We start from the raw sequence: 22,563 nt of genomic DNA on the forward strand, positions 1-22,563 counted from the left end.
CTATAGAGGCGGCAATCACGCAGCACATCTGGAAGGCGCGTCATGTCCACACAGGATTTCATCGTCAAGGATCTCTCGCTCGCCGATTGGGGCCGTAAGGAGATTTCGATCGCCGAGAGCGAGATGCCCGGTCTCATGGCCGTGCGCGAGGAATATGCCGCGCAGCAGCCGCTGAAGGGCGCACGCATCGCGGGCTCCCTCCATATGACGATCCAGACGGCGGTGCTCATCGAGACGCTGAAGGCGCTCGGCGCCGATATCCGCTGGGTGTCCTGCAACATCTACTCGACGCAGGATCATGCCGCCGCGGCGATCGCCGCCGCCGGTATTCCCGTCTTCGCCGTGAAGGGCGAGAGCCTCACGGACTATTGGAACTACACCCGCAAGCTCTTCGAGTGGGGCGACGGCGGCGTGCCGAACATGATCCTCGATGACGGCGGCGATGCCACGCTCTTCGTCCATCTCGGGCTTCGCGCCGAGAACGGCGACACCGCTTTTCTCGAAGAGGCGGGCTCCGAAGAGGAGGAAATCCTCTTCGCGCTGCTGAAGAAGACGCTGGCGGAGAAGCCGAAGGGCTGGTTCGCCGAGGTCGCCGGCTCCATCCGCGGCGTATCGGAAGAGACGACCACCGGCGTCCATCGGCTCTACATCATGGAGAAGGAGGGGCGGCTCCTCTTCCCGGCTATCAACGTCAACGACAGCGTCACCAAGTCCAAGTTCGACAACCTCTACGGCTGCCGTGAATCGCTCGTCGACGGCATCCGCCGCGGCACCGACGTCATGATGGCCGGCAAGGTGGCCATGGTGTGCGGCTTCGGCGACGTCGGCAAAGGCTCGGCCGCCTCGCTGCGCAATGCCGGCTGCCGGGTGATGGTGTCGGAGGTCGATCCCATCTGCGCCCTGCAGGCGGCGATGGAGGGCTACGAGGTCACAACGATGGAGGATGCCGCGCCGCGCGCCGACATCTTCGTCACGGCGACCGGCAACAAGGACATCATCACCGTCGATCATATGCGGGCGATGAAGGACCGGGCGATCGTCTGCAACATCGGCCATTTCGACAATGAAATTCAGATCGCCGGCCTCAAGAACTTCAAGTGGCACAACGTCAAGCCGCAGGTCGACGAGATCGAGTTCCCGACCGGCCGGCGCATCATCCTCCTGTCGGAAGGACGGCTGGTGAATCTCGGCAATGCGACAGGCCACCCGTCCTTCGTGATGTCGGCGTCCTTTACCAACCAGACGCTGGCGCAGCTCGAGCTCTTCACCAAGCACGGCCAGTACGAGAAGAAGGTCTATACGCTCCCCAAGCATCTCGACGAGAAGGTGGCGCGGCTGCATCTCGCCAAGATCGGCGTGAAGCTGACCGAGCTGACGTCCGATCAGGCCGCCTATATTGGCGTGTCGCCGCAGGGCCCCTTCAAGCCCGAGCATTATCGGTACTAAGCCTTTCGTCTGAAGCTATCCCCAAAAGAGGCATCCGCGGCATCCCGCGGATGCCTTTTTTGCGTTCGTTAACCACTTCCTGACGGAGTCGCGCAAACGATACAGTGAAACTGATTCGGCTTGAGCGTGCTCTCCCGCGCGTGACGCCGGGCGGCTCTATGTGCCCGTGGCGCACTAGGGCTGCTCCGGCGGATCAGGCAGAATCACGCGGCGGGCGAATCGGACGGGGACTGTGGCGACGATGGCGCGTTTCAGAAGAGGGCAGCGCGGCATTTCATCGAAGCACGTCCTCGCTTCGGCCGCGGCCGCTGGTCTTCTTGCCGTCCCGGCCCTGTCTTCGCTGGCATCGCGCGCCTTCGCCGAAGGCGAGGGCGCATCCGCCCTTCCCTGGACGGCTGGCCCGGGCAGCCTTGGGTCCGATATCGCCGCGGCCGCTCCCTTCGCGGTGGTCGGCGGCCTCGCGCTCTTTGCGGCGGCGACGGCTTTCTTCCATCTGCGCGAGCGCCGCCGCGCGGCGCAGCGGGAAGCTGTGCTCGCCGGCGAACTTTCCGAACTCAGGCTGCGCTGCGATCGGGCGGAGGTCATCTTTGCGGCCGAGCGGCGCGTCATCGTCAGCTTCGGCCATCGCGACGCCGAGCCGGTGATCGAGGGCGACGTATCCATCGTCGGCGAGGGGGCCTCGCCCCGTCGTATTCTTGCTTTCGGCTCCTGGCTCACGGCATCGAGCGCCCAGGCGCTCGAATCGGCCCTCGATCGGCTGAAGCAGAACGGCGAAGCCTTCGCCATCGTCCTGCGCTCGGGCCTCGGCCGCTATTTCGAGGCGGAGGGCAGCGCCATCAGCGGCCATGCGGTGCTGCGCCTGCGCGAGATCACCGCCGAGCGTCTGGAACTCACCCGTATCCGCGAGACGCTGGCCACCACCCAGGGCGATCTCGAAGGCTTGCAGGCCTTGCTCGACGCCATTCCACAGCCGGTCTGGCTGCGCGACGCCGACGGCGAGATCCTCTGGGTCAATGCGGCTTACGCCCGTGCGGTGGAGGCGAGCGAGGCCAGCGAGGCGGTCGCCCGCCGGCTCGAGCTGCTCGACGAGCCGGCGCGGCTCACGTCCGAGGCACAGCGCGCCAAGGGCGAGCGCTATGCGGCGCGCGTGCCCGCCGTCGTCGCCGGCCAGCGCCGCACGCTCGATGTCGTCGAGACGCCGACGGGCGCCGGCAGCGCGGGCATCGCCACCGACGTCTCCGAGCTCGAGGCGATGCGCGCCGACCTGCAGCGCCAGATGCAGGCCCATGTCCGCACCCTCGACCAGCTCTCCACCGCCGTTGCCATCTTCGACGGCTCCGAGCGGCTGGTGTTCTACAATGCCGCCTATCGGCAGCTCTGGGACCTCGATGCGGCCTTCCTCGACAGCCGGCCGAAGGACGGCGAGATCCTGGAGCGGTTGCGGGCCGAGCGGCGCCTGCCCGAACAGGCAGATTTCCGGGTGTGGAAGAAAGAGATGCTCGCCGGCTATCAGGCGCTGGAGCCGCAGGAACATTGGTGGCACCTGCCGGACGGGCGCACGCTGCGCGTGATCGGCAATCCCGATCCCAAAGGCGGCGTCACCTATCTCTTCGACGACGTCACCGAGCGCTTCCATCTCGAATCCCGCTACAACGCGCTGATCCGGGCGCGGGGCGAGACGCTCGATTCGCTGCGCGAAGGCGTGGTCGTCTTCGGCGCGGACGGCAGGCTCACGCTGTTCAACCCGGCTTTCGCGAGCATCTGGAATCTGGAGCCCGATCTCCTCGCCGGTCGCCCGCATATGGACGAGATCGTCGGGCTGTGCGGCCACCTCTCCCAGGAGGGCGACTGGAGCGAGCTGCGCACCGCGGTCACCGGCCTGCACGACAGCCGCACTGGCCATTTCCAGCGCATCAGCCGACCCGACGGCTCGGTGGTCGACTGCGTCACGGCGCCTTTGCCGGATGGCTCGACCCTGATCACCTTCACCGATGTGACAGCGAGCGTGAATGTCGAGCGGGCGCTGACCGACCGCAACGACGCGCTCGAAAAGACGTCGCGCCTGCGCGACGATTTCGTCCACCACGTCTCCTATGAGCTGCGCTCGCCTTTGACCAACATCATCGGCTTCGCGCAGCTCCTCGGCGACGAGACGGTGGGGGCGCTGAACGACAAGCAGCGCGAATATACATCCCACATCACCAAGTCCTCGGCCGCGCTGCTCGCCATCATCAACGACATTCTCGACCTCGCCACCATCGACAACGGCACGATCGAGCTCGATCTCGGCCCGGTCAACGTCCGCGAGACCATCGCCGCCGCCGTCAGGGGCCTGGACGACCGGCTGTCGGAGCGCGATATCAAACTCGTGGTGGATGTGCCGGCGAGCGTCGGCTTCTTCGTGGCGGATGCCAAGCGCGTGCGTCAGGTGCTGTTCAATCTGCTGTCGAATGCGGTCGGCGTCTCCTCCGCCGGCCAGACGGTGACCGTCGCTGCACGCAAGCACGAGGATGCGGTCGTCTTCTCGGTGTCCGACGAAGGCCCGGGCATCCCGGCCGACATCCGCGCGCGCGTCTTCGATCGTTTCGAAAGCCATCCGACCGGGCAGCGTCATCGCGGCGTCGGCCTCGGCTTGTCGATCGTCCGTTCTTTCGTCGAGCTGCACGGAGGCCATGTCGAACTCGACTCGGCACCCGGCCGCGGCACGACGGTGTCGTGCCATTTCCCCGCCAAGGGCGGGCTGACCCGTGTCGCAGCCGAATAAGGGCCGCGAGACCAGCGTGACGGCGGTGACAGTGATCGCGTTCGAGGATTCCATAGAAGGCGCGGCGGTCCCTCCACCGCCCGACAAGCCGGCCGAAGCGCCGCCAGCCGAACCGGCCTGGGAGATCCCCATCGCCGACGAGGCGGGCACCGAGCGCCTCGCCGAAATCCTGGCCAAGGAGCTGAGGCCTGGCGACCTCGTCACGCTCTCGGGCGATCTCGGCGCCGGCAAGACGACCTTCGCCCGCGCCCTCATCCGGGTGCTTGCCCGCGATCCCGAGCTCGAAGTGCCGAGCCCGACCTTCACCCTCATGCAGCTCTATGAGACGCCGCGCGGTGCCGTCGTCCATGCCGACCTCTACCGCGTGTCGGATGCCGCGGAACTGGAGGATCTCGGCTGGGACGAGGCGAGCGAGGAGGCGATCGTGCTGGTCGAATGGCCGGAACGGGCCTCCGGCGTGCTCTCCGCCGATCGCCTCGATATCGCGCTGATGCTCATGCCCGGCGGCGATCCCGGGGCGCGCACGGCGCGGCTCACGGCCACGGGCGCCTTGCTGCCCCGTCTCAACCGCCTCAAGGCGCTCGAGCGGCTTCTGCGCGACACCGGCTGGGCCGGTGCCGAGCGCCAGCACATTCAAGGCGACGCTTCGGTTCGCCTCTACGAGCGACTGCAGCGCGCCGATGGCAAGACCGCCATTCTGATGATCGCGCCGCCACGGCTTGCAGGGCCGGCCGTGCGCGACGGCAGGCCTTATCACGAGCTCGCCAAGCTCGCCGAGCGGGTGGATGCCTTCGTGGCGGTGGCGCGGGGATTGCGCGAACGCGGCTTCAGTGCTCCGGAAATCTACGGCGCCGAGCTCGACCAGGGCCTCGTGCTCGCCGAGGACCTCGGCCCCCAGCCGGTGGTGGACGAAAACGGACCGATCGGCGAGCGCTATGCGGAAGCGGTCGCTGCGCTCGCCGCCCTCCATGGCATGGAGCTGCCCAGCGTTTTGCGGGTCAATGACAAGCGCGAGCATGTCCTGCCCCTCTATGACCTCGAAGCGCTCATGATCGAGGCCGAGCTCCTGCTCGACTGGTATGCGCCACATCGCGCCGGCGGCTCTCTTGGGCCGGCGGCCCGCACCGAATTCGCCGGCATCTGGGCGGGGCTGCTCTCCGATGTGGTCGCCGGTCCGCGAACCTGGACCTTGCGCGACATGCATTCGCCCAATCTGTTCTGGCTGCCGGAGCGTCAGGGGATAGCCCGCGTCGGGCTCATCGATCTGCAGGACACGGTGCTCGGCCATCCCGCCTATGATGTCGCCGCGCTCCTGCAGGACGCCCGCGTCACGGTGCCGCCGGCGCTCGAGCTCGAACTCCTCGCCCATTACGCCAAGCTCCGCCGAGCCCGCGACCCGAGCTTCGACACGGGTGAATTCGCCCGCGCCTATGCCGTCCTCGGCGCGCAACGCACCACCAAGCTCTTCGGCACCTTCACCCGTCTCGACAAGCGCGACGGCAAGCCGCAATATCTGGCGCATCTGCCGCGGCTTCAGGATTATCTCAACCGCAACCTCGCACATCCGGTGTTGTCGGCGCTGAAGCTCTGGTATGAGGCTCGTCTGCCGGGTCTCATCACCCGCCCCGCAGCGTGACCTCTCGCCGACTTCAATCGGACCCATCGACTTCGTCGGATCGCCTCTCGCATGATCGTCTCACCATGACCGACGGCTCGTCGACATCCCTGAGAGCATCGTCCGTTCCCAGAAGTGCCATGGTGCTGGCCGCCGGCCTTGGCAAGCGCATGCGGCCGATCACGGCGACGACGCCGAAGCCGCTTGTGCGCATCGCCGGCCGTTCCCTGCTCGACCATGCGCTCGATCGCCTGGCCGATGCCGGCGTCGAGCGGGCTGTGGTGAATGTCCATTATCTCGCTGATCTGGTGGAGCAGCATCTCAGGCGCCGCACCCGGCCCGAGATCGTCATTTCCGACGAGCGCGAAAAGCTTCTGGAGACCGGCGGCGGCATCAAGAAGGCGCTGCCCAAGCTCGGGCCCGACCCCTTCTTCGTCGTCAATACCGATTCGCTCTGGCTCGAGGGCCCTCGCGGCAATCTCCGCCGCATGGCGGAGATCTGGGACAGCGAGCGCATGGACCTGCTGCTGCTGCTCGCCTCCGGCGCCACCTCGGTCGGTGCCGAGGGCTTCGGCGATTTCACCATGGATCCGGCGGGACGGCTGCGCCGCCGCCAGGAGCGCGAGGTAGCGCCTTTCATCTATGCGGGCGTCGCGATCGTCAGGCCTCAGCTCTTCGCAGACACGCCCGGCGGTTCCTTCTCGCTCAATCTCTTGTTCGACCGGGCGATCGAGGCCGGGCGGCTGTTCGGCATGCGCCTCGACGGCCTGTGGCTGCATGTCGGCACCCCGGCCGCGGTGAAGGTGGCGGAAGAACGCTTCGCCGCCAGCGCGAGGGAGCGGTGAGCCGGACGGATACGCGCGTCTTCACCATCGCGCCCGGGGCGCCCTTTCTGCCGGCGCTCGTGGAAGCGCTCGCGAGCGGCGCCATCCTGCCCGACCTCTCGCTCGACGCTCCGCCGACCGGCGATCCGCTGGCGCTCGCGAGCGCCACGATCTTCCTGCCGACCCGCCGCGCCGCGCGGGCGCTCGCCGCCATGCTCGCCGCGCGTTGCGACGGCCGCCCGGTGCTCCTGCCGCGCATAGTGCCGCTCGGCGATGTCGACGATGCCGAGATCGCGCTCGCGGCCGATCTCGGCGGGCTCAGTGGTGAGCTCATTCCCGGATTGCCGCCGGCGATCGGCGAGACCGAGCGGCGCCTCATTCTCACGCGCCTCGTGCTCGCCTGGGCGAAGGCGGTCGATCGCGCCATGCTCCGTCTCGACGCGCACGAGCCGCTGCTCGTGCCCGCCTCGCCCGCCGATGCGCTCGGCCTTGCCGGCGATCTCGCCCGCCTCATGGACGGCCTCGCCACCGAGAGTATCTCCTGGGAAAGCCTGCACGGCCTCGTCGACGACCGGTATTCGCGCTACTACGGCATCACGCTCGACTTCCTGAAGATCGCCGCCGAGGCGTGGCCGCAGATTCTGGCGGCGCGCGGCGCGAGCGATCCCGTGCGACGCCGCAACGCCATCCTTCTCGCCGAGGCCGAGCGACTTGCGCGCGAGCGCCCTACCGCGCCGATGATCGTCGCGGGCTCCACCGGCTCCGTGCCGGCGACCGCCCATCTCATCGCCGCCATCGCCCGCCTGCCGAATGGCGCGGTGATCCTGCCGGGGCTCGATCAGGCGCTCGACGAGCCGACGTGGAAAGCCCTTGCCGAGACCCGCCACGGCCATCCGCAGGCCGCCCTGCAGAACCTTCTCGCCACCATCGGCATCGACCGCGAAGCGGTCGCGCCGCTCGGCACCCCCGCGGTCGAGACCCGGGCGCGCATGGCCTTTCTGAGCGAGGCGCTGCGGCCTGCCGAGACGACCCATCTCTGGGCGGATCGCCACCGTCCCGACCTCCACTTTGCCGAAACCGTCGAGGAGGCGCTCGCAGGGCTTGCTGTCGTCGAGGCGCCGGATGAACGCGGCGAAGCGCTCGCCGCGGCGCTCGCCATGCGCGAGGCTCTGGAAGAGCCCGGCGCGACGGTCGCCCTCGTCACGCCGGACCGCATGCTCGCCGAGCGCACGATCGCAGAGCTTGCCCGCTGGGACATCGCGGTCGAGGATTCGGCCGGTCTGCCGCTCGCCCGTACCCGCGCCGGGGCGCTCGCCCGGCTCGTTGCCGAAGCGGCGGTTGCCGACTTCGCCGCGCCCGAGCTGGTCGCGCTGCTGAGCCACCCCGATGCCACCTTCGGGCTGCCCTTCGCGACGGCCCGCCAGGCCGCGGCCGATCTCGAAATCGGACTGCTGCGCGGTCCCGCGCCGCCGCCGGGCCTCGCCGGCCTCAAGGCCATTCTGCCGGAGCGCCGGAGCGAGGCGGCGAGCCGCTTCAGCCCGCGGCCGCTCCGCCGGCTCGGCGAGGCCGCCTGGGCACGCATCGCCGCTCTGCTCGACCGGCTGGAAGAAGCCTTCGCCGATTTCAACACGGCGGTCGTGGGCGGCTCTGCCGATCTCGTCACGCTCGCCGGCCGCCATGGCGCGGCGCTGGCGAAGGTGACAGCCCGCGCTGCCGAGGAGGATGTCACGCCGCCGCGCGGCGAGGGCTGGGGCGATCTCGCCAGCCTCTTCGACGATCTCGCCGTCGCCGAGGCTGGCGGGCTCGAAGGCCGATTCGCCGATTATCCCGGTTTCTTCGCCGGCCTCCTCGCCGAGCGCGTGCTGCGCCGGGGCGAGGCCGCGCATCGCCGTGCCAAGGTTTTCGGCCTGCTCGAAGCGCGCCTGCTTTCCGCCGACCGCATCGTGCTCGGCGGCCTCGACGAGGGCATCTGGCCGCCGGCGACCCGCACCGACGCCTTCCTCAACCGCCCGATGCGCACGGCGCTCGGGATGAGCCCGCCGGAGCGGCGCATCGGCCAGACGGCGCATGATTTCGTCGAGGCGCTCGGCACGCGCGATGCGGTGATCACGCGGGCCTTGAAGCGGGAGGGCGCGCCGACCGTCTCCTCGCGCTTCCTGCAGCGCATGAAGGCGCTCGCCGGCGCCGAGGCTTGGGAGGCGGCCGTCAGGCGGGGCGCCCGCTTCCTCGGCTGGTCGGAGGCCCTGGAGCGGCCCGTGCCGGCGCCGGCGTTGCGTCGTCCCGCGCCGAAGCCGCCGCTCCACCTGCTGCCACGCTCGCTCAGCGTCACGGAAGTCGAGACGCTGCTGCGCGATCCCTATGCCGTCTATGCCCGCCATGTGCTGAAGCTCGATGCCTTGGACGCGCTCGCCGTGCCGCCGGGCGCCGCCGACCGCGGCACCCTGGTGCACGAGGCGATCGGCCGCTTCGCCGCCGCGCACCCCGAAGCCTTGCCGCCCGATGCCGCGGCGAAGCTCGAAGCCATCGGCCGCGAGGTCTTCGCGCCGCTCAGCGCCTATCCGGATGTCGCCGCGCTCTGGTGGCCGCGCTTTCTCAGGCTTGCCGCTGCCTATCTCGAATGGGAGGCGGGACGCCGCCCGCATATCGCGCGCCTTCATGTCGAGGTCTCCGGGGCGCTTGACCTCACCCTCGCCGACGGCAGCAGCTTCGCCCTGCGCGGCCGCGCCGATCGCATCGAGGAGCGGCCGGACGGCGCCGTCATCATCGATTTCAAGACGGGTCAGCCGCCGAGCCCGAAGCAGGTTTTCGCCGGCTTTTCGCCGCAGCTCACGCTGGAGGCCGCCATGCTCGGCGCAGGCGCTTTCAAGGGCCAGCCGGAGCTGCCGGCCGACCGGGTCGAGCTGCTTTACATGCATGCGAGCGGCGGCACGCGGCCGCTCGTGCCGCGCGAGGTACGGCCGCCCAAGGACGAGTCCCGCAGCGTCGCCGACCTCATCGCCGAACATCCGGCGCGGCTCGTGACCCTCCTTTCGCGCTATCTTGCCGGCGAGATCGGCTTCGCCTCGCGGCCTTTCGCCGAATATGCCAGGCGCGAGGGCGTCTATGACCATCTGGCGCGCGTGCGTGAATGGTCGGTCGCCGGCGACGAGGGAGAGGGCGAATGAGCGAGCTCGTCCGCGTTCCCCTGAAGACGCTCGACGATCAGCGCCGTGCGGCCAATCCCCGTGCTTCGGCCTGGGTCTCGGCCAATGCCGGGTCGGGCAAGACGACGGTGCTCGCCAATCGCGTGCTGCGCCTCTTGCTCGCCGGCTCCGATCCCGGCCGCATCCTTTGCCTCACCTTCACCAAGGCGGCGGCTGCCAATATGGCGAACCGCGTCTTCGACGAGCTCGGCCGTTGGGTGTCGCTCGACAGCCGCGCGCTGACCGAAGCGCTCGAGCGCCTGAGCGGCGAGAGGCCGTCTGCCGCCGAGCTCGACGCGGCGCGGCGGCTCTTCGCCCGCGCCATCGAGACGCCGGGCGGGCTGAAGATCGAGACTATCCACGCCTTCTGCGAACGGGTGCTGCATCTCTTCCCCTTCGAGGCGAATGTTCCAGCGCGCTTCGAGGTGCTGGACGACAACGACGCAGCCGACCTCCTGGCGCGCGCCCGCGCCGCCGTGATGACGGAGGCCGTCTCCGGCACGGCGCCGGCGCTCGCCGCGGCGCTCGCCCGCCTCACCGAGGAGGCAGCCGACCTCACCATCGACCGGGCGCTCTCGGAGGCCTTGCGCGCGAAAGATTTTCTGCGGGCTACGCGCGCGACCGAGAGCCTCGAGGCGCGGCTTGCCGCGGCGCTCGGGCTGCGCCCCGGTGAAAGTCGTGCCACCATCGAGCGCGAGATGCTCGAAGGCGGCATCCCGTCGGTCGAATGGGCGGGGATGAGGGCGGCGCTCGCCGCCGGTTCGAAGCTCGACCAGGACCTCGCTGCCTGTTTCAACAATGCTCTTTCCGCCGAGAACCCGTCGTCGCGCCTCGCCTGCTATCAGCGGATCTTCTTCACGCAGGACGGTAAGCCGCGTGCCGACCGGGGGCTCGGCACCAAGTCTGTCGACCCGGATCTCGCCGCGCGCCTGCGCGCCGAGCGCGACCGCCTCGTCGGCCTGTTGGAACGGCACAAGACGGCGCTCGCCGTCGAGCGTACGGTGGCGCTGGTGAGGCTCGCCTCCGCCGTCTTCGCGCGCGTCGAGGCGCTGAAGACCGCCCGCGGCGCGCTCGATTTCGACGATCTCATCGCCGCCACCGTCGCGCTTTTTGCCCGCCACGAGGCGGCCTGGGTGCTCTATAAGCTCGACGCCGGCATCGACCATATCCTCGTCGACGAGGCGCAGGACACGAGCCCGGCGCAGTGGCGGATCCTGAAGGCACTCGCCGAGGAATTCACGGCGGGCGAAGGCGCATCGCTCACGCGCCGCACGCTCTTTGCGGTCGGTGACCCCAAGCAGTCCATCTACGGCTTCCAGGGCGCGGCGCCGCGCGAATTCGACGGCAGCGGCCGCTATTTCCGCCAGCGGACCGAAGCGGCCGGCCTCACCTTCGAGGGCGTGGAGCTCACGGTCTCCTTTCGCTCGGCGCCGGAGATTCTGGCCGCCGTCGATGCCGTCTTTGCGGATCCCAAGCATTTCAAGGGCCTCTCCTTCGAGACGGGCGCCACCGGCACGGTTCACGAGAGCGCCCGGCCCGATACCGTCGGCCTTGTGGAGATCTGGGAACCGGAGCGCCCCGCCGATATGCCGGATGCCGAGGCCTGGGTGCTGCCGGTCGACACGCTGGAGGAGGGCTCGCCCGCCGTGCGGCTTGCCCGGCGCATTGCGCGTGCCGTCGCCGCATGGACGCGCGGCGAGGACGGTGGCCCCTATGCTCCCGGCGACATCCTCATTCTCGTGCGCAAGCGCGGCGGCTTCTATGAGGCGCTGATCCGGGCGCTCAAGGAAACCGGCGTGCCGGTCGCCGGTGCCGACCGCCTCAAGGTCACCGAACATATCGCCGTGCGCGATCTCGTCGCCGCCGGCCGCGCAGCGCTCCTGCCGGCCGATGATCTCAATCTGGCGGCGCTCCTCAAATCGCCGCTCGTCGGCCTCGACGACGACGATCTCATCCGCATCGCCGCCGAGCGGCCGGAAGGCCGGTCGCTTTATGGCGCGCTCGCTGCCGCGGCGGAGGCGGGCGACGCGCGCGCCGCCCATGCGGTTGCGCTCATTGCCGACTGGACGCAGCGCGCGCGGCGCGGACCCTTCGCCTTCTACGCCCATCTCGTCGGGCCGGGAGGCGGACGGCGCAGGCTGGTCGCGCGCCTCGGGGCCGAGGCGGGCGACGCAATCGACGAATTCGTGGCGGCGGCCCTGGCGCACGAGCGCCGACAGGCGCCCTCGCTCGCGGGCTTTCTTCTCGCTTTCGGCGAGGCACAGCGCGAAGTGAAACGCGATCTCGACACCGCCCATGACGAGGTCCGCGTCATGACCGTGCACGGCGCCAAGGGCTTGGAGGCGCGGCTCGTGGTGCTCGCCGACGGCTGCGACGTGCCCAACGGCCGCAACGATCCGAAATTATTCGCTATCCCCGCGGCACCGTCGGTAACTGTTGTTGCGTTCCCTCTTCCCGGCGAGGAGAGCGTCGGGATGAGGGCGGCGGATCTTTCCAATATCGGGACAGATCCCCCTCACCCGCCCGTTTCGCGGCCGACTTCTCCCCCAGGGGGAGAGGTCAAGGCAGGCACGCTGCTGCCCGTCTGGTCACCGAAAGGCGATCTCGACCCGCCCGCCGTGGCAAATGTGCGCGCTGCATTTCGCGAGGAGGCGCTGGAGGAGCACAACCGGCTGCTCTATGTGGCGATGACGCGCGCCAAGGAGCGCCTCGTCGTCGCCGCCCAGACCAATATCGGCCGGGACGCCAAGACCGGCGACTTCAAGCCGCTGCCGGAGATGTGCTGGCCCGCCATGGTACGCCGCAGCCTGGAAGCGGGGCGTTTCGGCCTCGTCGAAGAGAAGGTGCCGCACGGCTCGGGCACGGTCTGGCGCTGGCGCGATCCGTCGCGGGCACCGGCCGCGCCGCGCCCCGCGGCCGAGTCACCTTCTACGACCACACCGCTGCCGGCCTGGATCGATCGGCCGCTGCCGGCCGAACCGGAGGTCCGCCCGCCGCTCAGGCCATCGAGCGCGCTCGCCGCCGCCGACCAGCTGCCGGCCGAGGAGGACGCGGACAGGGTTCAGCAGCCGCGCCTCAGCGAAGAAGCCCGGCGGCAGGCGAGGCTCGGCGGTGAATTCCTCCACCGTCTTCTCCAGCATCTGCCGGAGCGGCTGGCGTCAGCCGAGGGCGGCATCGAGGAGATCAGCGCCATTCTCGCTGCACGCGCCGCCGGGCTCGACTCAGGACGCCGCGCGGCCATCGTCGCCGAGGCGCTTGCCGTGCTGCAACGGCCCGATCTCGCGCCGCTCTTTGGGCTAGGCAGCCTCGCCGAAGTGCCGATCGCCGGCCGCCTCATCATCGGTGGGGAAGAACTTCCGGTTTCGGGTCAGATCGACCGGCTCGCCGTCACGGACGAGGCGGTCCATGTCGCCGATTTCAAGACCACGCAGTGGCCCCCTACCGCTGTTGAGACGATCCCCCGGGACCATCTCGCGCAGCTCGCCGTCTATGCGGCATTGCTCCGGGCCCTCTACCCCGATCGTCCCCTTAAGGCGTTTTTGGTCTATACACGCGGGCCCCAGGTCTTCGCTGTGCCGGCGGCGGTGCTCGATGCCGCGCTTGCCGCAATCGGGCGCGTGTGATGTCGCACCCCGTGTCGCTTGACCCCATCGGCCGAGCTTCCTACCTTCCATTCCGACAGGCGGTCAGATTTGTGGCCGCGCAGAAAGGACTTCCATCATGGCGACCGCAAAGGTGACAGACGCGAGTTTCGAGACCGATGTGTTGAAGGCCGGCGAACCCGTGGTCGTGGATTTTTGGGCGGAATGGTGCGGCCCCTGCCGCATGATCGGCCCGGCGCTCGAAGAGATCGCCACCGAGATGGCCGGCAAGGTCAAGGTTGTGAAGGTCAATGTCGACGAGAACCCGGCGACCGCAGCCCAGTTCGGCATTCGCTCCATCCCGACGCTGCTCCTCTTCAAGGATGGCAAGCTCGCCGGCCAGAAGGTAGGCGCCGCGCCGAAGAGCGACCTGTCGCGCTGGATTTCGACCTCGGTCTGATTCGCTCAGCCCGTTCGGGCCATGAGACAAGCCCGGCTTCGAGAGATCGGAGCCGGGTTTTTTGTGTCTTCAGAACTCAGGCGGCCTCGTCCTGCCGGGTGATCGGCTCACTCACCCCACCCAGCTGGCGGATCGCCCGTGGGCTCTCCCCTCAAGAGAGGGTGCAGTGGCTAAAGTCAGCGGCAAGCCCGTTGGCGCTAGGTCGGCGGCGTGCCGTTGGCCGACAGGACCTCGCCGGCGAAATAGAGCGAGCCGGTGATGAGAATGCGCGGCGGCCGCTCCCAGAAGAAGCCCTTCAGCGAGCTCAGCGCCGTCTCGACGCTGGCGTGGGTGGAGGTGACCAGGCCGAGCTCCTGGCCGATCGAGGCGATCTCCTCTGCCGGGCGGGCGGCGAGCTGCTTCGTGATGGACACGGCGAGCAGTTCGCGCGCAAGCCCGGCAAAGGGGGCAAGGAAGCCGGACGTGTCCTTGCTGCCGAGCATGCCGACGATGAGCACGAGCGGCGCCGGGTTCGCCTCCTCCAGGTCCGCCATGGCTGCGGCGAGCGCCCGCCCGCCATCCGGATTGTGACCCCCGTCGAGCCAGATCTCGGAGCCCTCCGGCGCCTGCTCGACGAGATGGCCGCGGGTCAGCCGCTGCATGCGCCCCGGCCACTCCGTCCTGGCGAGGCCCGCATCATAGGCGGCAATCGGCAGGCGGTCGAAGCCGCCGGTGCGGAGCGCGGCGATCGCGGTCCCTGCATTGACATGCTGATGGCGGCCGGGAAGCCGCGGCAAGGGCAGATCGAGCAGCCCCCGCTGGTCCTGGTAGACGAGGCGGCCGTTCTCTTCATGGATCGTGAAATCCTGCCCGCCGATGACCAGTGGCGCGCCGATGCGCTCTGCATGGGCCTCCAGAACGGCGGCAGCTTCCGGCTCCTGCGGGGCGAGCACAGCGGGCGTGCCGTGCTTGAAGATGCCGGCCTTGGCCGCTGCGACCTGGGTGATGCGGTCGCCGAGATATTCGGGATGATCGAGCGAGACGGGCGTGACGACGGTCACCAGCGGTTCGTCGACCACATTGGTGGCATCGCCCTCGCCGCCGAGCCCGACTTCGAGGAGGAGAACGTCGGCCGGCGTCTCCGAGAAGAGAAGGAAGGCCGCCGCGGTCGTGATCTCGAAAAAGGTGATGGGCGCGCCGGCATTGGCCGCCTCACAGCGGCGGAAGGCCTCCAGCAGGCGCTGCTCGTCGACGAAGCGCCCGCCGCCCGGTCGCCCGAGCCGGATCCGCTCGTGGAAACGCACCAGATGCGGCGAGGTGTAGACATGCACGACCAGGCCCGCCGCCTCGAGAATGGCGCGCATGAAGGCGATGGTCGAGCCCTTGCCGTTGGTGCCGGCCACATGAATGACCGGCGGCAGGCGCTGCTCCGGATGGCCGAGCGCCGCCAGAAGGCGCTGAATCCGCCCGAGCGACAGGTCGATGACTTTGGGATGCAGCGCGAGAAAGCGCGCGAGCGCAGCGTCGGACGAGTCCATATCCCCTCCGCAGGAGAGCGCGGGTCGCCGACTACTCGGCCGCGGCTTCGAGGACCGGCGGGTCGTCGTTGGCAGCCTCGACGGGCTCCTTCGCCGCCGAAGGCGCCGGCGCCCGCATGAGCAGCCGGCAGAGCCGGGCGATGGTCGGCCTGAGCTCGTGCCGATGCACCACCATGTCGACCATGCCGTGCTCCCTGAGATATTCAGAGCGCTGGAAGCCGGCCGGCAGTTTCTCGCGAATGGTCTGCTCTATGACGCGCGGCCCGGCGAAGCCGATGAGCGCTCCCGGTTCGGCGATATGCACATCTCCGAGCATGGCATAGGAGGCGGTGACGCCGCCCGTGGTGGGATTGGTGAGCACGACGATATAGGGCAGCCGCGCCTCGCGCAGGCGCTGCACGCCGACCGTGGTGCGCGGCATCTGCATCAGCGAGAGAATGCCCTCCTGCATGCGCGCGCCGCCGGAGGAGACGAAGAGCACGAAGGGCGTGCCACGCTCCCGTGCCGTCTCCAGCCCGGTGACGATGGCCTCGCCAGCCGCCATGCCGAGCGAGCCGCCCATGAAGTCGAAATCCTGGACGGCGACGGTCGTCTCCAGGCCTTCGATCGCGCCGACCCCGACCATGACGGCATCCTGCATGCCGGTTTTGGTGCGGGCATCGCGCAGGCGGTCGACATAGCGCTTCTCGTCGCGAAATTTCAGCGGATCGAGCGGAACGTCGGGCGTTGGGATCGTCTCCCATGCGCCATCGTCGAAGGTCGCCTTCAGGCGGTTCGCCGCCGTCATCCTGAGGTGATAATTCGAGCCCGGAATGACGAAGAGATTGGCCTCGACATCCTTATGGAACACCATCTGCCCGGTGTCCGGGCATTTGATCCACAGGTTCTCGGGTACCTCGCGCTTGAAAAGCGTCTTGATCTTCGGCCGAACGACGTCGGAGATCCAGTTCATCGTAGTCCTATCCTTGCCGAGAGGCAGATGCCGGCCCACAGGAGATCGGCATCACGCGTTCACGCGCCCGCTCTCCCGCACACCATCCGCGAGCTCTTCGACGAGCTTGATGACGGCCGCGACCGTCTCGCCGGTTGCCCGGCTTTCAACATCGAGGGAGCTGCGCACCGCCTCGACGATTGCCGAGCCGACCACCACTCCGTCCGCGACCTTGGCCACCGCCGCAGCATGGGCTCGGGTCTTGACGCCGAAGCCCACCACTACCGGAAGGTGGGTATGGGCCTTGATCCGGTCAACCGCCGCCTCGACTTCGCTGAAGTCCGGGGTGGCGGAGCCGGTGATGCCGTTGATGGAGACGTAATAGACGAAACCGCTCGTATGCGCGAGCACTGCCGGCAGGCGTGCGGCATCGGTGGTCGGCGTCGCGAGGCGGATGAAGGACAGCCCGGCCGCAAGTGCCGGCAGGCAGAGTTCCTCGTCCTCTTCCGGCGGAAGGTCGACGACGATGAGGCCGTCCACACCGGCGGCGCGCGCATCGGCGAGAAAGCGCGGCACCCCATAGATGAAGATCGGGTTGTAATATCCCATCAGGATGATGGGCGTGTCCGCGTCCCGCTCGCGAAAGGCGGCGACCATGCGCAGCGTCTTGGCGAGCGTCTGCCCGGCCTTCAGCGCCCGCTGCGATGAGAGCTGGATGGCGGGGCCATCAGCCATCGGATCGGTGAAAGGCATGCCGATCTCGATCACGTCGGCGCCGGCTTCCGGCAGCGCCTCGAGAATGGCGAGCGAGGTCTCGGGATCGGGGTCTCCGGCCGTCACGAAGGTGACGAGCGCGGCGCGGCCCTCCTGGTTGACCGCCGCGAATTTGGCGTCGATGCGGCTCATGACATGTGGCTCCCGAGGGCGTCCGCGACCGTGAAGATATCCTTGTCGCCGCGACCCGAGAGATTGACCACCATGAGGTGATCCTGCGGCCGGTCGGCAGCGATCTCCACCGCCTTGGCGACGGCATGGGCCGATTCGAGCGCCGGAATGATGCCCTCGCATTTCGAGAGAAGCTGGAAGGCGTCGAGGGCTTCCCGGTCGGTCGCGCCGATATAAGTGACGCGGCCGGTATCATGCAGCCAGGAATGTTCCGGCCCGATGCCGGGATAATCGAGCCCGGCGGAGATCGAATGCGCCTCGGTGATCTGGCCGTCGTCGTCCATCAGGAGATAGGTGCGGTTGCCGTGCAGCACCCCCGGTCGTCCGCCGTTGATGGACGCTGCATGGGCATCGCTGGAGAGCCCATGGCCCGCCGCCTCGACGCCGAAGATTTCGATTCCGCGGTCGTCGAGGAAGGGGTGGAAGAGGCCGATGGCATTGGAGCCGCCGCCGACGCAGGCAACGAGCGAGTCGGGCAGCCGGCCCTCCGCCGCCAGTATCTGCTCGCGCACTTCCCCACCGATGATCGCCTGGAAATCCCGTACCATCCCCGGATAGGGATGAGGGCCGGCGACCGTGCCGATGCAGTAGAAGGTATCGGTGACATTCGTCACCCAGTCGCGCAGGGCGTCGTTCATGGCGTCCTTGAGCGTGCGCGAGCCGGACTGGACGGGCACGACCGTTGCGCCGAGCATCTCCATGCGGAAGACATTCGGCTTTTGCCGCTCCACGTCGACAGCGCCCATATAGACCACGCATGTGAGGCCGAAACGGGCGCAGAGGGTGGCGGTTGCCACGCCGTGCTGGCCGGCGCCGGTCTCGGCGATGATGCGCGTCTTGCCCATGCGGCGCGCGAGCAGGATCTGTCCGAGCACGTTGTTGACCTTGTGGGAGCCGGTGTGGTTCAGCTCTTCGCGCTTGAGGTAGATCTTCGCCCCGCCGGAGCGGCCATTGGCCGCAGCAAGGGCCCGCGCATGCTCGGTCAGGCGCTCGGCGAAGTAGAGTGGGCTCGGCCGGCCGACATAGTGGGTCTGATAGCCCGCCATCTCCTGCGCGAAGGCAGGGTCGGCCTTGGCCGCCACATAGGCCTTCTCCAGTTCGAGCAGGTTCGGCATCAGCGTTTCCGCGACGAAGCGCCCGCCGAACTGGCCGAAATGTCCGTGCTCGTCGGGGCCCGTCCGATAGGAATTCGGCTCGTTCGTCACGCCACCATGCCTCTTGCTGCGCGCCCGCCGCCGATCGTCGTGACCGGCATCATAAGCGCGACCGTTGTTTCAAAATCGTTTAGAGCGGGATTCCGGCGGAAACCCGAGCCTCGCTCGTGCCTGCCCCGTTCTGCCCGCCGGCGGCACGTGCTGCCGCGACGAAAGCTCTGATCCGCGCCGGGTCCTTCTCGCCCGGTGCGCCTTCGACGCCGGACGAGACATCGACGCCCCAGGGATGGAGAAGGCGGATAGCCTCGGCCACCGTCTCCGGGCCGAGCCCTCCTGACACCATGAAGGAGCGTCCAAGGTCAAGCCCGACAACGAGCCTGTGGTCAAAGGGCAGGCCGTTGCCGCCGGGCAGGACCGCTCCGCGCGGCGGCTTGGCATCGAGCAGGATATGGTCGGCGACGGCCGCATAGTTCCGGGCACGGGCGAGGTCCCCGGCTTCGGCAACCGCCACAGCCTTCATGACGGGCCGCCCGAAGCGGCGCTGGATCTCGGCCACGCGCTCCGGCGTCTCGCTGCCGTGGAGCTGCAAGATATCGGGCGAGATCGCGTCGACGATGGCTGCGAGTGCGGCATCGTCGAGGTCGACCGTCAGCGCGACGACTCCCGCGCGACCATGCGCCTGGGCGGCCAAGCCTCTGGCCGTCTCCAGGCTCACGAAGCGTGGGCTTTTCGGAAAGAACACGAGCCCGATAAGGTCCGCGCCGGCGTCAAGCGCCGCGGCCATCGTATCGGCTGTGCTCAATCCGCAGATTTTGACGGTCGTCACGGTCTCTTCCCAATCGGTCCCGCGCCTACACAGGATGCCAAGCCTATAGAGGATGCCAAGCCTACATATGGCATTCGCGCGTCCGCGCTTCAAATCGGCAGGCTTGAGTGCGACGGGGAGAAGCCATCGGCCGCTCACGGCAGCCGGATGTCAGGGGCGTATGGCCGAGGGCAGCGCGGGCGTCTGCGTCTGCGGCTGAGGCCGGCGCATCTCGGAACGCAGCCGCTCGAGATCGCGGCGGTTCTGTCGTGCAGCGCGCCGGTGCCTGCCCTGGGTGGTCCAGACCGCGATGCCGCCGATCAGAACCCCGATCATCACCGCGGCAAAGAACACCACGAAGAGGGGAAGCTCCAGGCCGAGCGCTGGCGGGCCCGCTGAAAAGGGGTCGAAGGATACCGTCACCGGGCCGCGATTGGCCACGGAGATGAGCACAACGATGAGGGCGACCGGCAACAGGACCAGTGCCTTGAGAAACCGCCTCACGGTCTTCCCACTTCCATTGGCTGACGCAACCACGGGTACCGGCGTTTCAGGCCTGGGCCCGCACCGGGCCACGGCTCCGGCTCGCCGGCGTATTGCCATTGAGGCGTTGCCGCATTTCCTTGCCGGTCTTGAACACCGGAATCATCTTTTCGGCCACCGACACCGTTTCGCCGGTGCGCGGGTTGCGCCCAGTCCGGGCGTCTCGCCGCTTCACCGAAAATGCGCCAAAGCCTCGCAATTCCACCCGGTCGCCGCGCGCCAAGGCACGCGTAATCTCGTCCAGGATGGCGTTGACGATATTTTCGACATCCCGCTGATAGAGATGCGGGTTTTGTTCTGCGATGCGCAGCACCAATTCGGATTTGATCATGGCCCCCGCTTAGTCCTTGAAAAATCACTATTTTTCCAGGGCAGGGTGCCAGAGGGCGAGAAGTCCGTCAAGGCGTTGTGCGGCTAATTGATTGTCGAGACGGTCAAAAATTGCCGCCACATCATGCCAGCCCAGGAATGTCGCACCCGTCCCCAATGCGCTCCACAGGCCCCATTCGCTGTCGCTCGAACGCCTCTTCCATTCGCGAACAGGCAGATCGGGGGTGATCTTCTTTTCCCGCTCGAGCCAGGCGATAGCCTCGCGCTCGCCGCCGATCTCGTCGACGAGCTTGAGGCCGAGCGCCTGATGGCCGGTAAAGACGCGTCCGTCGGCGACCGTATTGAGTTCGGCATCGGTATAGGAGCGGCGCTCGCGCACCAGGCGCTTGAACCAGGCGAAACTGTCGCTGACGAGCGAAGCGATCGCCGCCCGCGCCTCTGGCGAGGTCGGCTCGAAGCCGCTCGGAGCGGCCTTGAGCGGGCTCGACTTGATCGATTCGACCGAGATGCCGACGTGGTCGAGCAGGCTTGTGAAATTCGGATATTGAAACAGCACGCCGATCGAGCCGACGAGCGAAGTCTCGCGCGAGACGATGTGATCGGTGCCGATGGCCGCGATATAGCCGCCCGAAGCGGCCAGCGTATCGACCACCGTGACCGTCGGCTTCTTGGCCGAGAGGCGGCGCAGCGCATCGTAGAGCGCTTCGCTGCCGGCCGTCGTACCGCCGGGGCTCGACAGCTCGACGATCACCGCCGCGACGGAATTGCTCTCGCGCACGCGCTTGATGAGATCGAGCGTGCGGTCATCGCCGCTGATGAAACCCGAGATCTCGATCCTGGCGATCTGCTTTTCGCCCACGGAGACCCTGTCGCGCATGGCCCAGGCGCCACCCAGGATCACGGCGATGACGACGAGGAAGGCGAAGGCGCGCCACCAGGACAGCCGGCGACGCAGGCGCCTGCGGTCCGCGAGAAGATCGGCATCGAAGGACATCGGCGGCACTCCCGGACAAAGCCTGCGGTCCGCTGCTGCGGACAAGCGCTAACGTCTGTCCGGCAGATGTAGTCCGAGCACCCGGTCGGGGCAAGGCGTCAGGCCGCCGCTGCCGCCCGGTCGCGCGCAATGAGGGCAAGCCCGCTCGCCACCGAGCGGAAGGCATCGCCCACATGAATGCGCTGCGGCCCGAAGCGGCGGTCGAACAGCGCCCGCACGCCCGGAACGTGCGAGGTGCCTCCGGTCATGAAGACGGCCTCGATGTCGCCCGCCGGCAGGCCCGCCTTGGCCAGCGCCTCGTCGAGCGCCCCTTCGATAGCGGCGACATCGGCCGCGATCCAGCGCTCGAATTCCGCGCGCGTGATCCTCGCCTCGATCGAGACGTCCACCTGCCGGAAGCGAAGCACAGTCTCGTCGGACGACGAGAGCGCGATCTTCGCCGCCGATACAGCGCGGTAGAGCTCGTAACCCAAGTCGTATTCGATGACGGTGAGCAGATCTTCGAGGCGCTTCGGCTCGTCCGCGTCGCGGATCAGAGCTCTGAGTTCCGCCAGTGTTTCGCGCGTCTTCATCAGCGACAGCCGATGCCATTGGGCGAAGGCCGCGTGGTAGCGGGCCGGCACCGGCAACCATTTGCCGAAGGAATGGTAGCGTGCGTCCTTGCCGAGATGCGGGGAGACCGCATGCTCGATGATCCGGTAGTCGAATGTGTCGCCGGCCACGCCCACGCCGGCATGGGAGAGCGGGATGGCGTCGAGCCGTCCGCCAGCGCCGCCGGGCTCGAAACGCATCACGGAGAAGTCGCTGGTGCCGCCGCCGAAGTCGGCCACCAGCATGGTCTCGGCCCGCGTCAGATCGCGCGCATACCAATAGGCCGCCCCGAGCGGCTCATAGGCGAAGTCGATCTTCGCCATGCCGGCCTCTGCATAGGCTTGCCGCAAGCGGCCGAGGGCGAGCTCTTCGTCCGGACGGTCGCCGGCGAAGACGACCGGACGTCCGGAAACGAGCGGCAGGGCGGCGATCTCGTCCAGGCCGGCGACGAGATCTGCGAGAAAGGTGCCGATCAGGTCTTCGAGCCGGAACAGCAGGCCGAAGAGCCGCGTGTCCTGGAAGGCCCGGCTCGACAGATGCGTCTTGAGCGATTGCAGGAAGCGGTGCTCGGCCGTCATGCCGAGCGCCATGTCGAGCGCGTCCGGCCCACTCGCATGGCGGACGGTGGCCTGCGGCGGCCGACCCTCGCGCCAGAACATCAAAGCCGAACGATAGGCGTCGACATCGCCGCCCGCGGTAGGAAAGCGCCGGGTGGTGACCTGCCCGTTCGCATGCGCCAGGGCGACGACGCTGTTCGTCGTGCCGAAGTCGATGCCGACGGCAACGATATCGGTCGCTGCGGCTGCAGGGCTGCCCATGGAGGATCCTCGGAGAGACGGCAGGGGTGGAGACAGAAAAACCCGCGCGGATCGCTCCGCGCG

Annotated in this window: 16 protein-coding genes; 7 read left to right on the forward strand and 9 right to left on the reverse strand. The window is 68.3% G+C overall.

The features are described 5' to 3' along the window. The first annotated feature begins 42 nt into the window (after nucleotides 1-42). The 7 genes from ahcY to trxA all read left to right on the forward strand — a co-directional run bounded on the left by ahcY (nucleotide 43) and on the right by trxA (nucleotide 13,872). Nucleotides 43-1,446, forward strand: a complete 1,404-nt coding sequence (gene ahcY / locus ACFQU1_RS01825; RefSeq protein WP_378128634.1) for an adenosylhomocysteinase — start codon at nucleotides 43-45, stop codon at nucleotides 1,444-1,446. A gap of 241 nt (nucleotides 1,447-1,687) precedes the next feature. Beyond that, on the forward strand, nucleotides 1,688-4,210 hold the full coding sequence (locus tag ACFQU1_RS01830) for a PAS-domain containing protein (protein WP_378128636.1): 2,523 nt from the start codon (nucleotides 1,688-1,690) through the stop codon (nucleotides 4,208-4,210). Nucleotides 4,211-4,262: 52 nt separating this feature from the next. Next, nucleotides 4,263-5,846, forward strand: coding sequence for a tRNA (adenosine(37)-N6)-threonylcarbamoyltransferase complex ATPase subunit type 1 TsaE (gene tsaE, locus ACFQU1_RS01835; protein ID WP_378129718.1), 1,584 nt, complete (start codon nucleotides 4,263-4,265; stop codon nucleotides 5,844-5,846). A gap of 65 nt (nucleotides 5,847-5,911) precedes the next feature. Beyond that, nucleotides 5,912-6,670 carry a nucleotidyltransferase family protein gene (locus ACFQU1_RS01840; protein WP_378128638.1) on the forward strand — a complete coding sequence of 253 codons (759 nt, stop codon included), beginning with the start codon at nucleotides 5,912-5,914 and terminating at the stop codon, nucleotides 6,668-6,670. Then, a complete protein-coding gene (gene addB, locus ACFQU1_RS01845; RefSeq protein ID WP_378128640.1) occupies nucleotides 6,667-9,813 on the forward strand; it encodes a double-strand break repair protein AddB in 3,147 nt (1,048 codons plus the stop codon). Before ACFQU1_RS01840 ends, addB begins: the two co-directional genes overlap by 4 nt. Beyond that, nucleotides 9,810-13,454: a double-strand break repair helicase AddA gene (addA, locus tag ACFQU1_RS01850; protein ID WP_378128642.1), complete on the forward strand. Its 3,645-nt coding sequence runs from the start codon at nucleotides 9,810-9,812 to the stop codon at nucleotides 13,452-13,454. The genes addB and addA overlap by 4 nt, the downstream gene beginning before the upstream one ends. 97 nt (nucleotides 13,455-13,551) lie before the next feature. Then, nucleotides 13,552-13,872, forward strand: coding sequence for a thioredoxin (gene trxA, locus ACFQU1_RS01855; protein WP_378128644.1), 321 nt, complete (start codon nucleotides 13,552-13,554; stop codon nucleotides 13,870-13,872). A 197-nt stretch (nucleotides 13,873-14,069) separates the two neighbouring features. Here trxA and ACFQU1_RS01860 read toward each other — a convergent pair whose 3' ends face one another. The 9 genes from ACFQU1_RS01860 to ACFQU1_RS01900 all read right to left on the reverse strand — a co-directional run bounded on the left by ACFQU1_RS01860 (nucleotide 14,070) and on the right by ACFQU1_RS01900 (nucleotide 22,500). After that, complete coding sequence (locus tag ACFQU1_RS01860) at nucleotides 14,070-15,389, reverse strand: bifunctional folylpolyglutamate synthase/dihydrofolate synthase (protein WP_378128646.1); 1,320 nt, start codon at nucleotides 15,387-15,389, stop codon at nucleotides 14,070-14,072. A gap of 31 nt (nucleotides 15,390-15,420) precedes the next feature. Then, nucleotides 15,421-16,341, reverse strand: coding sequence for an acetyl-CoA carboxylase, carboxyltransferase subunit beta (gene accD / locus ACFQU1_RS01865; protein ID WP_378128648.1), 921 nt, complete (start codon nucleotides 16,339-16,341; stop codon nucleotides 15,421-15,423). A gap of 51 nt (nucleotides 16,342-16,392) precedes the next feature. Beyond that, nucleotides 16,393-17,226: a tryptophan synthase subunit alpha gene (gene trpA, locus ACFQU1_RS01870; protein ID WP_378128650.1), complete on the reverse strand. Its 834-nt coding sequence runs from the start codon at nucleotides 17,224-17,226 to the stop codon at nucleotides 16,393-16,395. After that, nucleotides 17,223-18,470, reverse strand: a complete 1,248-nt coding sequence (trpB, locus tag ACFQU1_RS01875; RefSeq protein ID WP_378128652.1) for a tryptophan synthase subunit beta — start codon at nucleotides 18,468-18,470, stop codon at nucleotides 17,223-17,225. The genes trpA and trpB overlap by 4 nt, the downstream gene beginning before the upstream one ends. A 79-nt stretch (nucleotides 18,471-18,549) precedes the next feature. Beyond that, a complete protein-coding gene (locus tag ACFQU1_RS01880; protein WP_378128654.1) occupies nucleotides 18,550-19,245 on the reverse strand; it encodes a phosphoribosylanthranilate isomerase in 696 nt (231 codons plus the stop codon). 150 nt (nucleotides 19,246-19,395) lie between these two features. Then, complete coding sequence (locus tag ACFQU1_RS01885) at nucleotides 19,396-19,728, reverse strand: lipopolysaccharide assembly protein LapA domain-containing protein (RefSeq protein ID WP_378128656.1); 333 nt, start codon at nucleotides 19,726-19,728, stop codon at nucleotides 19,396-19,398. A gap of 46 nt (nucleotides 19,729-19,774) precedes the next feature. Beyond that, complete coding sequence (gene ihfB / locus ACFQU1_RS01890; protein WP_378128658.1) at nucleotides 19,775-20,098, reverse strand: integration host factor subunit beta; 324 nt, start codon at nucleotides 20,096-20,098, stop codon at nucleotides 19,775-19,777. Nucleotides 20,099-20,125: 27 nt separating this feature from the next. Further along, the gene (gene sppA / locus ACFQU1_RS01895; protein ID WP_378128660.1) at nucleotides 20,126-21,091 is read right to left on the reverse strand and encodes a signal peptide peptidase SppA; all 966 of its coding nucleotides are present in this window, start codon (nucleotides 21,089-21,091) and stop codon (nucleotides 20,126-20,128) included. Between the two features lie 98 nt (nucleotides 21,092-21,189). Beyond that, on the reverse strand, nucleotides 21,190-22,500 hold the full coding sequence (locus ACFQU1_RS01900; RefSeq protein ID WP_378128663.1) for an Hsp70 family protein: 1,311 nt from the start codon (nucleotides 22,498-22,500) through the stop codon (nucleotides 21,190-21,192). Nucleotides 22,501-22,563 lie beyond the last annotated feature (63 nt).

The sequence above is a fragment of the Chelatococcus sp. GCM10030263 genome, assembly GCF_042666455.1.
Classification (GTDB): domain Bacteria; phylum Pseudomonadota; class Alphaproteobacteria; order Rhizobiales; family Beijerinckiaceae; genus Chelatococcus.